Origin of the sequence: Paenarthrobacter sp. 2TAF44 (assembly GCF_052114885.1) — a bacterium.
Lineage (GTDB): Bacteria > Actinomycetota > Actinomycetes > Actinomycetales > Micrococcaceae > Arthrobacter.
In genome coordinates, this window is sequence record NZ_JBFRFP010000001.1 from 79,443 (window position 1) to 93,698 (window position 14,256).

Annotated in this window: 12 protein-coding genes; 8 read left to right on the forward strand and 4 right to left on the reverse strand. The window is 62.9% G+C overall.

Features of this window, described 5'->3' with window-relative positions:
- Window positions 1-50 precede the first annotated feature (50 nt).
- From AB4Z15_RS00345 to AB4Z15_RS00355, 3 genes are read left to right on the forward strand one after another with little or no spacing between them, the layout of a single operon-like run.
- Complete coding sequence (locus tag AB4Z15_RS00345) at window positions 51-959, forward strand: helix-turn-helix transcriptional regulator (RefSeq protein WP_442015522.1); 909 nt, start codon at window positions 51-53, stop codon at window positions 957-959.
- A gap of 21 nt (window positions 960-980) precedes the next feature.
- Entirely contained in the window at window positions 981-1,385 is a 405-nt protein-coding gene (locus AB4Z15_RS00350) for a (R)-mandelonitrile lyase (protein ID WP_442015523.1), read from the forward strand.
- A 53-nt stretch (window positions 1,386-1,438) separates the two neighbouring features.
- A complete protein-coding gene (locus tag AB4Z15_RS00355; protein ID WP_442015524.1) occupies window positions 1,439-3,295 on the forward strand; it encodes a DUF222 domain-containing protein in 1,857 nt (618 codons plus the stop codon).
- A gap of 87 nt (window positions 3,296-3,382) precedes the next feature.
- Here AB4Z15_RS00355 and AB4Z15_RS00360 read toward each other — a convergent pair whose 3' ends face one another.
- Both AB4Z15_RS00360 and AB4Z15_RS00365 read right to left on the reverse strand, forming a co-directional pair.
- Window positions 3,383-4,636: an RNA polymerase sigma factor gene (locus tag AB4Z15_RS00360; RefSeq protein WP_442015525.1), complete on the reverse strand. Its 1,254-nt coding sequence runs from the start codon at window positions 4,634-4,636 to the stop codon at window positions 3,383-3,385.
- Between the two features lie 66 nt (window positions 4,637-4,702).
- The gene (locus tag AB4Z15_RS00365; RefSeq protein ID WP_442015526.1) at window positions 4,703-5,122 is read right to left on the reverse strand and encodes a YciI family protein; all 420 of its coding nucleotides are present in this window, start codon (window positions 5,120-5,122) and stop codon (window positions 4,703-4,705) included.
- A 185-nt stretch (window positions 5,123-5,307) separates the two neighbouring features.
- On the opposite strand from AB4Z15_RS00365, the gene AB4Z15_RS00370 reads away from it, so the two are divergent.
- Window positions 5,308-6,396: a fatty acid desaturase family protein gene (locus AB4Z15_RS00370; protein WP_442015527.1), complete on the forward strand. Its 1,089-nt coding sequence runs from the start codon at window positions 5,308-5,310 to the stop codon at window positions 6,394-6,396.
- A gap of 121 nt (window positions 6,397-6,517) precedes the next feature.
- Here AB4Z15_RS00370 and AB4Z15_RS00375 read toward each other — a convergent pair whose 3' ends face one another.
- Together AB4Z15_RS00375 and AB4Z15_RS00380 are read right to left on the reverse strand one after the other, a co-directional pair.
- A complete protein-coding gene (locus AB4Z15_RS00375) occupies window positions 6,518-7,069 on the reverse strand; it encodes a hypothetical protein (RefSeq protein ID WP_442015528.1) in 552 nt (183 codons plus the stop codon).
- A 157-nt stretch (window positions 7,070-7,226) separates the two neighbouring features.
- Window positions 7,227-8,174, reverse strand: a complete 948-nt coding sequence (locus AB4Z15_RS00380) for a 5'-3' exonuclease (protein ID WP_442015529.1) — start codon at window positions 8,172-8,174, stop codon at window positions 7,227-7,229.
- A gap of 183 nt (window positions 8,175-8,357) precedes the next feature.
- Here AB4Z15_RS00380 and AB4Z15_RS00385 point away from each other — a divergent pair, with 183 nt between their 5' ends.
- The 4 genes from AB4Z15_RS00385 (at window position 8,358) to AB4Z15_RS00400 (ending at window position 14,256) form a co-directional block, all read left to right on the forward strand.
- On the forward strand, window positions 8,358-10,292 hold the full coding sequence (locus tag AB4Z15_RS00385) for an FAD-binding monooxygenase (protein WP_442015530.1): 1,935 nt from the start codon (window positions 8,358-8,360) through the stop codon (window positions 10,290-10,292).
- A 105-nt stretch (window positions 10,293-10,397) separates the two neighbouring features.
- Window positions 10,398-11,696, forward strand: a complete 1,299-nt coding sequence (locus tag AB4Z15_RS00390; RefSeq protein ID WP_442015531.1) for an SWIM zinc finger family protein — start codon at window positions 10,398-10,400, stop codon at window positions 11,694-11,696.
- On the forward strand, window positions 11,693-13,153 hold the full coding sequence (locus tag AB4Z15_RS00395) for a DUF5691 domain-containing protein (RefSeq protein ID WP_442015532.1): 1,461 nt from the start codon (window positions 11,693-11,695) through the stop codon (window positions 13,151-13,153). The genes AB4Z15_RS00390 and AB4Z15_RS00395 overlap by 4 nt, the downstream gene beginning before the upstream one ends.
- On the forward strand, window positions 13,150-14,256 hold the full coding sequence (locus AB4Z15_RS00400) for an ATP-binding protein (RefSeq protein WP_442015533.1): 1,107 nt from the start codon (window positions 13,150-13,152) through the stop codon (window positions 14,254-14,256). Before AB4Z15_RS00395 ends, AB4Z15_RS00400 begins: the two co-directional genes overlap by 4 nt.

Here is a 14,256-nt window from a genome sequence, read left to right on the forward strand (position 1 = left end):
GGTAATGACAGGGACTCCCTTGGAGGGCCAAAAGCCATACCGTTGGAACCATGGACAACAGGACCGAGACGCGCGATTTCCTCTCTACCCGAAGAGCGAAGATCACCCCCGAGCAAGCTGGGCTGGCCGCCTATGGCGGCAATCGGCGCGTCCTTGGGCTCCGCCGCGGCGAGGTTGCCATGCTTGCAGGCGTCAGTGTTGAGTACTACACCCGTTTGGAGCGGGGGAATCTCTCAGGTGTTTCGGACAGCGTCCTCGAGGCTCTGGCCAACGCCCTGCAACTGGATGACGCCGAACGGGCACACCTCTTCGACCTCGCCCGTGCGGCCAACGACGGCGGTCGGTTGCGGCGTTGTCCGGTTCGGAAGCAGTCCATCCGTCAGGGTGTCCAACTCACCTTGGACGCGATCACGCATGCGCCGGCCTTCGTCCGCAATGGCCGGCTCGATATCCTCGCTACCAACGCTTTGGGCAGGGCACTGTACGCGGACAGCTACGACACCCCTTCCGGGCCGCCCAACCTTGCCCGTTTCCTCTTCCTCGATCCCCGCAGCCATGACTTCTACACCGATTGGGAACGGGCTGCCAATGACACTGTGGCCATCATGCGTACCGAGGCTGGGCGAGATCCTTACGACCGTGGCCTCACTGACCTCGTAGGTGAGCTGTCCACCCGCAGCGAGGAATTCCGTATGCGCTGGGCGTCCCACAACGTCCGGCAGCATTACACCGGGAAAAAGCAGTTTCACCATCCGATCGTCGGGGACCTGCACACTCTCTACGAGGCGTTTGAGCTCTCCGCCGACGACGGCCTGACCATGACCATCTACAACGCGGAGCCTGGCACCGGAACCGAGGATGCCCTGCGGTTACTGGCGAGTTGGGCTGCAACCACGCTCGTGTCTGAACCTGGCACGTCTGAATTCGGCCACGACCTTCGCAAGACGAACCGCAACTAATTCTGGAACCACAAAGGAACCATGGACATTACCCCCAAAACCACCAGTACCAAGGGACCATCAGGGCTCTTCACCGGCGACGTCTACTTCGACGTCATCGCCAAGGGAAACGAGCCCTCCCGATTGCGGGTGAACATTGTCCGCTTCGCTCCGTGCGCTAGAACGGCGTGGCACACCCACGCGGTTGGACAGACCCTCCATGTGACGGACGGTGTAGGCCTGGTCCAGGCACGCGGAGGCGAGGTTAAGGTGATCCGTCAAGGTGACACCATCTACACCCCGCCGGGCGAATGGCACTGGCATGGGGCTGCTCCGGAGCATTTCATGAGCCACCTTGCCATGTGGGAAACCACCGGAGCCACCGACGGTTCCGAAACTACGTGGGGCGAGCTAGTGACAGATGAGGAGTATGGCTATCCGGGCTGAGGGCTTTTCGCGGGCTTCCTAAAAATGTCAGACCCCAATGAGAGGGTTTATCCATGGGAAGTATTGGGGAGATGTTGGCGCGTCGGGCAGTGATGTCTGGCGCCGCGTTGCGCCCCGGAGGAGTTTCCCGAGCAAGCCATGACCTACCTGCCAACGCGGATGCGCGCTGTGAAAGCCCGACGGCGGTAGTCACCGATTCGGACAACCCCAGGGGCATTTGGCTGCTTCGCGGCATTGAACCAGGGCCCTTCTCTGAGCCTGATGAAGTGGACTGTGAAGTCGAGCTGCTTCGCGGCTTGGAACCACTGCCCTTCGCCGCCCCTGGTGAAGTGGACCCTGAGGTCCGCCCTGTTTCCCTGTTACTTGACGGTTCCCCTGGGCGCAGCGTTTCCCAGGGAATTGAGGGTGCGCTGGGACTTGAGGGGGCGCTGGCTGACAGCTTTGAGGCGTTGGAATCCCTGCGTTCCTTCACCGTAACCGGTGCCCTGGTATTCGGGTTTACCGAGGCCGCTGGTTTCGCCGGGCGGGTGGAGGAGATTGCCCGGACCGTGGAGTATCTGCAGGTCATCGCGGCGCACGCCGTTGAGCGGACCCGCACGCAAGCCCAGCAGGCGCGGCCCTCATCCGCCGCCGGCACGGGATGGCAGACAGGCTGGACCGACCCCGCAACCACCGGCTCGGACTCGGCCGGGGTTGTTGCTGGATCCGCTACTACTGCGGGGCCAGGTGTTGTGGCTTCGGCAGTAGTTGTTACTGCGGCGGACGCTGCTGCGGTGGCCGATGATGGCTACCGGAACGCCACGGAATTCCTCCGCGCCAGCCTGCGGATCAGCAAAAGCGAAGCCAACCGCCGGCTCGCCCTGGCCTCCCAGGTCCTCCCCCGGACCGGAATCGCCGGGCAACACATCCCGCCCCGCCGCGAAATCCTCGCCCAGGCGCTCGAAACCACACAGATACCCACCCGGTCCGCGACCATCATCAGCAGCGCACTGGAAAATGTCCGGCAACTCACCGATGACGACACCCTCACCCGGATGGAACACGCCCTCACCGCAACAGCAGTGGAAACCGACCCGGACTTCGTCACCAAAATGGCCAAACGCTGGGTCGATTCGATCGACCAAGACGGTCCCGAACCCAGCGAAGAAATCCTCCGCCAACTCCAAGGCGCGTTCTTCCGCCGCCGACGCCGCCACGGGCTCCACCACATCGAAATCTTCGCCACCGCCGAACAATACGAAACCCTCACCACCGCCATGAACGTCGCCACCAACCCCCGACTCACCACGGATAGTAATCCCACCGGACCGGACCTGGACCGGCGTTCCCGCCCCATGAAACTCCTCGACGGACTCGTCGGAGCCTGCGCCGTCGCGATGACCACCGGGAAACTGCCAGCCAACGGCGGACTCCGACCCCAACTCACCCTCACCATCGACGAACGCGACCTCTTCGAACGACGCACCGACCACCAACGACTCAGCACCGGCACAGCAACGTTCCTGGGTCCGATGCACCCCAACACCATCCGCAAAATCGCCTGCGACGCCGACATCCTCCCCGTCCTGCTCGGCAGCGACTCCCGCGTCCTGGACATCGGCCGCACCACCCGGATCTTCCCACCCCACATCCGCAAAGCCATCACCGCCCGCGACGGCGGCTGCGCGTTCCCCGACTGCACCATGCCCGCCCCCTGGTGCGAAGCCCACCACATCACCTACTGGTCACACGGCGGCACCACAGGAACCGAGAACGGCACCCTGCTCTGCAGCCACCACCACCACCTCATCCACAAAGAACAATGGCGGATCGACATGACCACCGGCGTGCCCTGGTTCACCCCACCGACACACATCGACCCCAAACAAACACCCCGACGCAACCACCACCACACACCCCTCAGAACATAAGAGTGCCATCGCGCTAAATTGCGCCTCACGACGACCAGACGCGGAGTGCAGCTGAGGTGTACCCATTCGCGCGGCCCGTTGTTGGCGCTACATGAGTTGCAAGTCCCTAATCTTTCGCTCAAGGGCCAAGCGTTCCGCGCCGTTTGAGCACAGTTCAAGAGCCTGGTGAAAAGCCTCGTTGGCTTCTTCTCGGCGCCCAAGCCGCGACAGCAGCTCGCCCTTGACCGCCGGCAAGAGATGCGATCCCTTGAGTTCACCCCGGGCCGCCAATCCGTCAACGAGGTCCAGTCCGGCGGCCGGGCCAGAGGCCATGGAGACGGCGACGGCATGGTTCAAATCAATGATTGGCGACGGCGTGAGTCGCCCAAGTGACTCGTACAGGACCACGATTCGCTCCCAGTCTGTGTCCTCCACCGTGCGTGCCACACCATGGCATTCGGCAATGGAAGCCTGGAGCCCGTAGGCGCCGAGCCCACGGCCCGCATCCACCGCCGTCGAAAGTGCTGCGCGTCCGCGCCGGATTGCTGACTGATCCCACCGACGTCGATCCTGGTCTTCCAGCAGTACCGGTTGGCCAGCTGCGTCGAGCCTTGCCGGGAATCGCGCGGCTGTGAGTTCCATCAGTGCCAGCAATCCGAATGCTTCGGGTTCCGGCGCCACGCGGACCAACACCCGGGCAAGTCGACGTGCTTCACTCGCCAACTCGGTGCGCATCCAGTTTTCTCCTCCGGAAGCGTAGGCCCCCTCCGTGAAGATCAGGTAGAGGACATTCAGCACCGAACCAAGCCGCTCAGGAACCTGATCGGCCTCGGGCACTGCAAACGGGATGCGGGCAGCGGCGAGAGTCTTCTTTGCCCTGGTGATGCGCGCCTGGATGGTTGGCACCGGGACCAGGAATGCCTTGGCGATCTCATCCGTGGTCATGCCGCCCACAACGCGAAGTGTCATGGCAATCCGGGCCTCCCTGGACACCACGGGGTGGCAGGAAATGAACATCAGGGCCAGGACATCGTCATCAATGGCTTGGGGGTTGAACAGCGTATCCACACCCGCTTCTTCCTCTGTGAGATCGCGTGCCAGAAGCGCGTATTTCTCGTCCAGGGCTGCCCGCCGCCGGAAAGCATCGATGGCACGACGACGACCCGCTGTGAGGAGCCATCCCACCGGCTCGGCAGGTGCGCCATTGACAGACCACGAGACGAGGGCCTCTGCGAGTGCTTCCTGTGCGAGGTCCTCTGCCAGTGGAAAGTCCCCTGTATAGCGGGCAAGGGCGCCGACGATGCGGGCGGATTCGCTGCGCCACACCGCTTCGACGGCGGCCCTTACCTCGTTGCTGCTCACGTCAGTTGCTGCTCACGTCTGGTGCTGCTCATTGCAGGTGCTCCCCCGAAGCAATGGCCGTCCCGTCTACAGCTGTCCGGTCCGCTCGCGCCAAGCCCGCTCCTTTTGGATCCATTCGTTGTCTTGGGGGAATTCGTCGATGCTGGTGACCCGGCGGATCTCTGTCTTGCTGCCTGCGGTCATCGGAGCACGCTTGGCCCACTCGATTGCTTCCTGCTTGGAGGCGACATCCAGGATGTAGTAACCGGCAAACAGTTCCTTCGTTTCACCGTACGGGCCATCAGTGACCACCGGGGTGTCACCGGTGAAGTCGACCACGACGCTTTCCTTTGCATCGTCCAGTCCTTCAGCAGCGAGCAGTACTCCAGCGCGGATCAGTTCGTCGTTGAACTTGCCCATCGCTTCGAGGATTTCGTTGAAGTCGATGTTCTCGAACTTGGCGAACGATTCGTCGGTTGCCCGCATGATCAGCATGTACTTGGCCATTGCACTCAATCTCCTGTGTTGTGGAAGGTCGCCCTTCGACCTTCTCATTCATGGGTCGAACAGTGCGAGGCGAAATCGACAACCTCTCAAAAGAATTTTCCCGTTCCATCCAGGGCTGCCGGGCGTATCCTGAGGAACAGTGGGTAAACGATGTGTTTTCCCGCCGGTAACTGGTTCGAGGCATCATGGCATCATCACGCTCTCCCGAAGACTTTTTTCCGGAACGCGGTGCCGCCGCCCGGATGGTTAACTCCTATGCAGCCCTCCTGAAGTCCGTCCGCAGTGCGGGCTTGCTGAAGCGCCGCCGGGGTTTCTACATCACGGTTTTCGTGATTCTGATGCTGGCGTGGGCCGGAACATGGAGTGGCTTTCTTCTCTTGCGGGACACGTGGTTCCAGCTCTTGATCGCGGCGGGCATGGGTGTTGTCCTCACTCAATTCGCGTTTCTCGCACATGAGGCCGCCCATCGCCAGGTGTTCAAATCCAAGAGCATGAACGAATGGTCCGCGCGCCTGATTGGCACGGGGTTGGTGGGAATCAGTTATGCGATGTGGGCCCAAAAACATACCCGGCACCACAACTTCCCCAATGTCATCGACAAGGACCCGGATATCCACACAGGCGCCATCGCCTTCCATCCCGAGGCCGCCGCATCGCGTCGCGGCCCAATGGTGAGTGTCACCCGGAAACAGGGATGGTTGCTGTTCCCCCTGTTGTTCTTCCTCGGTGCGAGCCTGCATGTTGATTCGTTGAAGTACTTGTTACGCCAACGAAAGGCAGATCATCGCTGGGTGGAAATCCCTGTCCTTATGCTGCGCCTGCTTATGGTGCCGGTTTTGGTGTTCTCCTTGTTGCCGCTGGGAATGGCCTTTGCCTTCCTTGGCGTCCAATTGGGCGTCTTCGGCTTTTATATGGGCGCTGCATTCGCGCCCAATCACAAAGGCATGCCCATCCTGCCAGCATCCAGCAGGACGGATTTCCTGAACCGCCAGGTTCTTACTGCCCGGAACATCTCTGGGGGACGGTTCCTTGACGCACTTATGGGCGGACTGAACCGGCAGATCGAACACCACCTCTTCCCGGACATGCCCAGGCCTTACCTGCAGCGTGCCTCCGGAATCGTCAAGGAATGTTGCCGGGAACTGGACATCCCTTACACGGAGACTTCACTGGCAGCTTCGTACGCAATCGTCGTCAGGTACTTGAACAACGTGGGACTCTTCGCTGGCGAACCCTTTGAGTGTCCTGTCGTGGACAGGTTCAGACCCGGATGAGGTGGCCACTACTGACAAGGCGGCCACACGAAGATCCCCCGGAGGTGTTACGAGCACTCTCCGGGGGATCCTTCGTTGCCAAGTGTCGGCGTCGTGGTTTCCTTTCTGCGGTTGCAGTGCCTTAGCGGCCGCCGCCTCCGATAACTCCGGCTTCAACAGCCTTGGTGACGGCGTCAGCTTCGGCCTGGGTGAGCTTGCCGTCCGTGACGGCCTTGTCCAGCCTGGTCTTAAGGGCAGCGGCTCGCTCTTCTTGGGCGGCAGTGCGGATTTCTTCCAAGGCGGCAGTGACCTTGGATTCATCAATGCCCAGTGCTGCGGCCAGGGACTTGGCCAAGGCTGCTTCCTGCGCTGTCCGGTCCGGCTTGGTTCCCTCGGTGCCTTGAGTTGGTGGAGTGGTGGGCTTATTCGCTTCTCTGAAGGCCTTCAACGCGTCGGTGACTTTGGCTTCGTCCACTCCCAACTTGGCGGCAAGGTCCGCTGCGAGCTGACCGCGGTCGGGGCCGTGGCCTCCGGGCCTTCCGTGGCCCTCCGGTGGCGTGGTGACATCGGCGGACGACGTTGCGCTCGGCGTCGGCGTCGTGGTGGCTGAAGCAATGCTGGTGACACCCAGCCCTGCACCCAGCGCCAACGCTCCGGCTGTAATGCCCAGCGTGATTCTCTTGGTCTTTGACATGGTGCCTCTCCTCAATCCGGCGCCGCTGTAACGGCTGCTGAGCCGTCCGAGCGGCCTGCAACTTCCAGACAGCTTGTAACTTCCAGACGATCTGTAACATCGTCCTGTTACTACAATGAGTCGATCACCCAAGCCCGCGCTGTTGTGAAGCTGTCAATCAGCTGTGAAGGTGCGGTTGGGTGTCCAAGGCCGCAAGTAATCGCTTGACTGAACCACCCAGGTTCCACTCGGTAGCCAAACGCTCAAGCTCAGCGCGCGCCTCGCCTGTCACGGGGCGCAGCTGGGCGCCTGCCTCCTCAAGGGTGGGCACCTTCAAGTCGCGAACCACATTGACGACGGCGGGCGCCACCTTGAGGTACCCGGCCGCTGCGGCAAGTTTGGCGCGTACGGAACTGGACAATCCGCCGTCGGGAGCCTCTGCTGCCTCCAGGAGGCCCTCAAGGGAGCCGTATTCCGCGAGTAAAGACGCGGCCGTTTTCTCGCCGATGCCGGCAACGCCCGGTAGTCCGTCGGAGGAATCGCCACGCAGGGTGGCGTAGTCGGCGTACTGTTGCGGCAGCACGCGGTACTTTCCAACGACGACGACGTCGGTGACCACTTCGAGGTTCCTCATGCCACGGGCGGTGTAGATGACGCGGACGTCCCGGTCATCATCGACGAGTTGGAAAAGGTCCCGGTCACCGGTGACCACATCAGTGGGCAACTGCGCCTGGCTGGCATACGCACCCACAACATCGTCGGCTTCATGCTCATCGACGCCCACCACAGCAATTCCCGCAAGGTCCAGCACGTGGCGGATCAGCGGGATCTGCGCTTCGAGAGGATCGGGAACGATCTCGACGTCAGGGCCCACCGGCACGATTTCGGCCACCCTGTGCGCCTTGTAGCTGGGGATCAGCTCAACCCGCCATTTCGGGCGCCAGTCATTGTCCCAGCAAGCGACCACGTGGGTCGCTTCGTACTCGGTGGTGAGGCGGGCAATCATGTCCATCAGGCCACGGACGGCGTTGACGGGTGTGCCGTCGGAGCGGCGAATGGAGTCCGGAATGCCGTAGAAGGCGCGGAAATACAAGGATGCAGTGTCCAGGAGCATGAGTCGAGGCATACCTGATCCTGACACGTCCAGTCCGGAATCACCGTGAACCTGAGCTAAACCTCTTTGCCGGGCTGGGCAAAGACTTGATCCGCACTGTGAGCCGCATTACGATAATGTGAGCGATAATAGAACAAGGTGTTCAACTATAGAACATCACATAAATTTCGACCCACAAAGAAGTGAGGAAAGCCCGTGCAGTTCCACCACCACGGTTACGTATCCGGTGACCCGCGAGTCGAGCCAGCTGCCGGCGTCGGCATCGACCGCCCGGCCGAGCTTCCCGACGAAGTTGACGTTCTGATCGTAGGGACCGGTCCCGCAGGGATGCTGACCGCGGCGCAATTGGCCCAGTTCCCGGATATCACCACGCGTATTATCGAGCGCCGCCCCGGGCGCCTCGCCATTGGTCAGGCCGACGGCATCCAGGCCCGCAGCGTCGAGACCTTCCAGGCGTTCGGGTTCGCCGAGCGGATCACCGCCGAGGCCTACCGCATCACCGAAATGGCGTTTTGGAAGCCGGACCCCGCTGACCATTCGCGCATCGTACGCGCGGCCCGCGCCGTGGATGACCCCACAGGTATCAGTGAGTTCCCGCACTTGATCGTGAACCAGGCACGCGTGCTGGACTACTTCGCAGAATTCATGGCCAACTCCCCCACGCGCATGACGCCTGACTACGGCTACGAGTTCCGCAGTCTCGAGGTCACCGGTGTTGGTGAGTACCCGGTGACTGTCACCCTTGGGCGCACCTCCGGGCCTGATGAAGGACAGCAGCGCACCATCCGGGCCAAGTACGTCGTCGGTGCCGATGGGGCGCGCAGCAAAGTCCGCGAATCGATTGGCTGCCACCTCGCGGGCGACCAAGCCAACCATGCCTGGGGTGTGATGGACGTCCTGGCCGTCACGGACTTCCCGGATATCCGCACCAAGTGTGCCATTCAGTCCGGTGCGGGCGGCAGCATCCTGCTGATCCCCCGCGAGGGCGGCCACCTGTTCCGCATGTATGTGGACCTTGGCGAGGTGAAACCGGAGGATCACGGCGCCGTGCGGAAGACCACGATTGAGCAGATCATCGGCAAAGCCAACGACATCCTCCACCCCTACACGCTGGATGTCCGCAACGTCGCCTGGCACAGCGTTTACGAGGTAGGCCACCGGCTCACGGACAGGTTCGACGACGTCCTGCCGGAGGAACGCGGCACACGGACCCCGCGGGTGTTCATCACCGGCGACGCCTGCCACACCCACAGCGCGAAGGCCGGGCAGGGCATGAACGTTTCCATGCAGGACGGCTTCAACATCGGCTGGAAACTCGGGCACGTCCTGGAGGGCCGCAGCCCCGAGTCCCTGCTGGACACCTACTCGGCTGAACGCCAGGTGGTGGCGAAGAACCTGATCGACTTCGACAAGCAATGGTCAACGCTCATGGCCAAGAAGCCCGAAGAGTTCGAAGACCCGGCGGAGCTGGAGACCTTCTACACCAGCACCGCGGAGTTCCCTGCCGGTTTCATGACCCAGTACTCCCCGTCCATGCTTGTTGCCGAAGCGAAACACCAGGAGTTGGCAACGGGCTTCCCAGTCGGCAAGCGCTTCAAGTCGGCCCCGGTCCTGCGGGTCTGCGACACGAACCCGATGCACCTCGGCCACCACGCCAAGGCAGACGGACGCTGGCGCATCTACGTCTTTGCCGACGCCGCCCCTGCAGGCGCCCCGGGACCTGTCGCGGACCTCGCCGAGTGGATCGCGAACTCGCCTGCCTCGCCGCTGGCCGCGACGCCGTCGGACGCTGACCGCGACGCCTGGTTCGATGTGAAGGTGATCTACCAACAGGACCACACCAACGTAGACATCAACGCAGTCCCCACGGCGTTCAAGCCGACAGTTGGACCGTTCAAGCTCACCTACCTGGAGAAGGTCTTCGGGACGGACCCCGCCAACGACATTTTCGATATGCGCGGCCTCAGCCGCGACGGTGTGGTTGTAGTGGTCCGCCCAGACCAGTACGTCGCGAACGTGCTCCCACTGACAGCCACCGCGGAACTAGGTGAGTTCTTCGCCACCGTGCATTCCGGGCGGCAGGATAAGGCGGCCACAACAAACGCCGATCTGGTCAGCCACCAGGCGTAACGACGGACGCAAGTGCCGGGAGCCGGGCAAGGCTCCCGGCAGCAAATCGCCGCCCCGTCGCGGTCCTCTCCCAAAGCGTCCTAGGTGTCAGGCAGAATTGCCCTCATGGGGCGTTGGAGCGAAGAGAGAGTCATCAACGCCGCCCCCGACGCATCGTCTTTGGCAGCGGCACGAAAACTGGCACATCCCGGCCCGTGGTCGGACTCAGGGAGCAACGACGTCCTGGTTTGGGGCAAATGCCAAGGCAGCGGGAAAACGCCCTATCAAGTAAGCGTGGACATCGTCGCCCCTGCCTACCGATGCTCATGTCCGAGCCGCAAATTTCCCTGCAAACACGCCCTGGCACTGCTTCTTCTGTGGGCACGGGGTGAGGCTGCGGAGGCTTCGGCCGAGACGGCGGACTTCGCGCAGGAATGGGCAGGCCAGCGCGCAGAACGTGCCACCGCCCAGGACCGCAGGAAGTCGGGGGAGGCATCGGATCCCGAAGCGCAGGCCAAGCGGCTCGCCGAGCGACAAGCACTCATGGATGCAGGAATCGCAGACTTCGCCCGCTGGCTCACCGACCTGATCCGGACCGGGCTTGCCGCAGCCCGCAACCAGCCCTACTCCTGGTGGGACGGCGTGGCGGCCCGATTGGTCGACTCGCAGTTGCCGGGCCTTGCCGAACAAGTGCGGAGCATGGCTTCGGAGATCCACGGTAGGACTGACTGGGCAGACCATCTGTTGCTCCATGCGGGCCGGTGGTGGGCGCTGACCAAAGCCTGGGCCGCACGGGACGCGCTGTCTGCCGAGGAATTTGCAGACGTCAAAGCAGCTGTCGGTTGGGCCACAGCATCAGCCGACGTCAAGGATACTGAAGCACTGCCGGGGCCATGGCTGGTACTGGGGGCCCATCGAAGCGACGACGGACGGCTCCAACAGCAGCGGACGTGGCTCCGCGCTTCCGATGGAACGGTGGTGGTCATCCTGGATTTTGCCGGGCAGGGCCAAGGGCTCGCAACACCGCAACTTGCGGGCGCCCTGCTGGACGTCACAGTTGCCCGCTACCCCGGATCCACGCCGCAGCGTGCCATGTTCACCAGTCCCGTTGCGTCCCACGGGCTGGCCACCAGCCTTGGTCCTGGCGGCACCATCGACCAGGCACTCGAGCAGCAGTCAGTCGCTGTTGCGCGGTCGCCATGGCGCGACCGTCAGCCGGTGCTGTTGGCCGGCGTCACCATCCGGCCGGAGGACCATGGTTGGCTGGTAGAGGAGAACGGCAACGCTCTTCCCTTGATGGATGCTCCCCTGGATTCGCTGCTGGCGCTGACGGGCGGGCACCCGGTGGATATTTTCGGCGAACTCGAGGATGGCCACGTGCGTCCGCTGACCGTCGTCGTCGGTGATGCGGTGGTGACTCCATGACGTGGTTGGACGAGCTGACATGGTTGGACGGGCTACGCACTGCCGCGCTCGTAGGAACAGGGCGGCATGCCGCGCCGTCTCCCCCAGCGGGGCTGACCGTGCGCCCTCCCGAAGGCTTGTCCCGCGAGGAAGAGGTGCTGGACCAGGCTGCCATGGTGGATGTCGTCATCCGCGCGTCCCGCAGACCCGCCCAAGCGTCCGCCGCCACTCTGCCGCTGCCGGCGTCGCCTGATACAGAGCCGCAGGCCGCTAGAGAAGCTGCCCGGCTGCTGGAACTTCTGCTCACGCAACCGCCCGTCGGACTGGAGTTGAGGAACCAACTGGTAGTGGACTGGCTTCAGTTGGCAGAAGAATCACGACGCCGGGTCCCGCACGGACTGCTTCCGGCGATGTTCGCGTTGGCCGAAACTAAAGTAGCTGTCTTCAAGCGCTTGGAGCCAGCCATCGGAACCCGCGGCCGATGGCTTCAAAGTCTCTCAAAAACATCAGTTCCGACGCCTGCCGATGAATCCCCAGAGCCCGGAATCGAACTCGCTTCGGCAGAACTCAAACGTCTCCGGAGGAGTGACCCTGCAGCTGCACGTGAGAGGCTGGCGACGCACTGGGGTGACCTAAGCGCCCGGGAACGCGCAAATCAACTGGCCCTGTTGGCCACGAACCTGGGCAGCGACGACGAAGAGCTGTTGGAACGCGCCTTGGACGACAAAGCGAAGAGTGTGCGCGAGGTGGCAACCGGATTGTTGGACCGACTCCCTGGCAGTCTCCGAGCCGGGCGCATGTCTGCCCGGCTGCTTCCCCTGCTGCATTTGAAGGGGTTGTTGAACAAGCGGATCGACGTCGACCTTCCGCCAGACCCGGATGAGCAAGCTTTACGCGACGGCATCCCGTCCAACCAACGCAGTGGTGAACCTGACAGACTGGCGCGATTGGACATCATCATCAGGGGTGCACCGCTTGAGGTCTGGACATCCGTGTCCGGCCGCGGCCCGGCCTCAACTGTGGAACTCCTGAAACCCGAGCCCCGGGTCCTGGATGGCCTCATCACAGCTGCTGTGAGCCGGAAAGACCTTGAGTGGATCCGCGCGCTGCTGACCGTCCGGACCGACGTGCGGCTGCTGGGTTGCCTGCCCGTTGGTGAGCGTGAGCAATGGCTGGAAGGGTACATCCGCAATGGCATTGACCAGCCCCTGACCTTGGTTCCGCTGTTACGGGATCTGCCCCAGCCATGGGGGTTGGGGTTGGCTGATGCGCTGCTCGGGCTGATTGCCGGCAAGAACGGTGGCCAATTGGCGGCCATGCTGGCGCAGGTGCTGCCAACCGCGCTGCCGCGGGAGGCCGCCGAGCAATGCCGACGCCTTTTGGAGCGTTCAGACGAGGACGCTGCCCGGCGCAGGGTGCTCCGCGACGCTGTTCAATACCAAGCATTCCGACAATCACTCACGGAGGCCTTCCAATGACAGATGCCCCAAACGGAACCGATGTTCTCCGGGCCCACGCCGAAAATGCGTACGCCGATGAACTCAGTGTGTTGGCGGCGGTTGACGACCGTCCCCGGCCACCCAGTTGGCGGCTCTCTCCATGGGCCGTCACCACGTACATCCTGGGCGGAACCCTACCCAATGGTGCCGTGATCACGCCGAAATACCTGGGCCAGGAGCGCCTGGTGGAAATCGCTGTGGCTTCCCTCGCTACGGACCGGGCCCTGCTGCTCCTGGGCGTGCCGGGAACTGCGAAGACCTGGCTTGGCGAGCACCTGGCCGCGGCTATTTCGGGCGCGTCCACGCTGGTGGTCCAGGGCACGGCGGGAACACCCGAAGAAGCATTGCGGTATGGGTGGAACTACGCACGGCTACTCGCCGAAGGTCCCTCACGGGCAGCCATGGTTCCGGGACCTGTGATGCGTGCAATGGAGGCGGGAAGCCTGGTGCGCGTGGAAGAACTCACTCGCATCCCCTCCGATGTCCAGGATTCCCTGATCACCATCCTCAGCGAGAAGACCCTGCCCATCCCGGAACTCAACGACGAAGTGCAGGCCCGCAAAGGATTCAACGTGATCGCCACCGCGAACAACCGCGACAAAGGCGTCAACGAGCTCTCCTCCGCACTCCGCCGCCGCTTTAATACCGTGATCTTGCCGCTTCCGGACACCATCGATCAGGAGGTGGAGATCGTGACAACACGTGTGCGCAGCCTGGGCGAGGCACTGGAGCTTCCGGCTGACTTGGCGGCCCTCTCCGAAATCCGCAGGGTAGTGACCGTCATGCGGGAACTGCGTGCAGGGGTCACCCAGGATCAACGCACCACCATCAAATCCCCGTCGGCCACTCTGTCCACGGCGGAGGCCATTTCCGTGATGACCAACGGGCTGTCCCTCGCCGCGCACTTCGGCGACGGAACGGTGCGGGCCGATGACGTTGCGGCGAGCTTGGTGGGCGCAGTGATCAAGGATCCTGTACAAGACAGTGTGATTTGGCAGGAGTATCTGGAGACCGTAGTGCGGAACCGACCCGAGTGGAAGGACCTCTACCGGGCCTGCCGTGACCTTGAGTCGACGACCTAG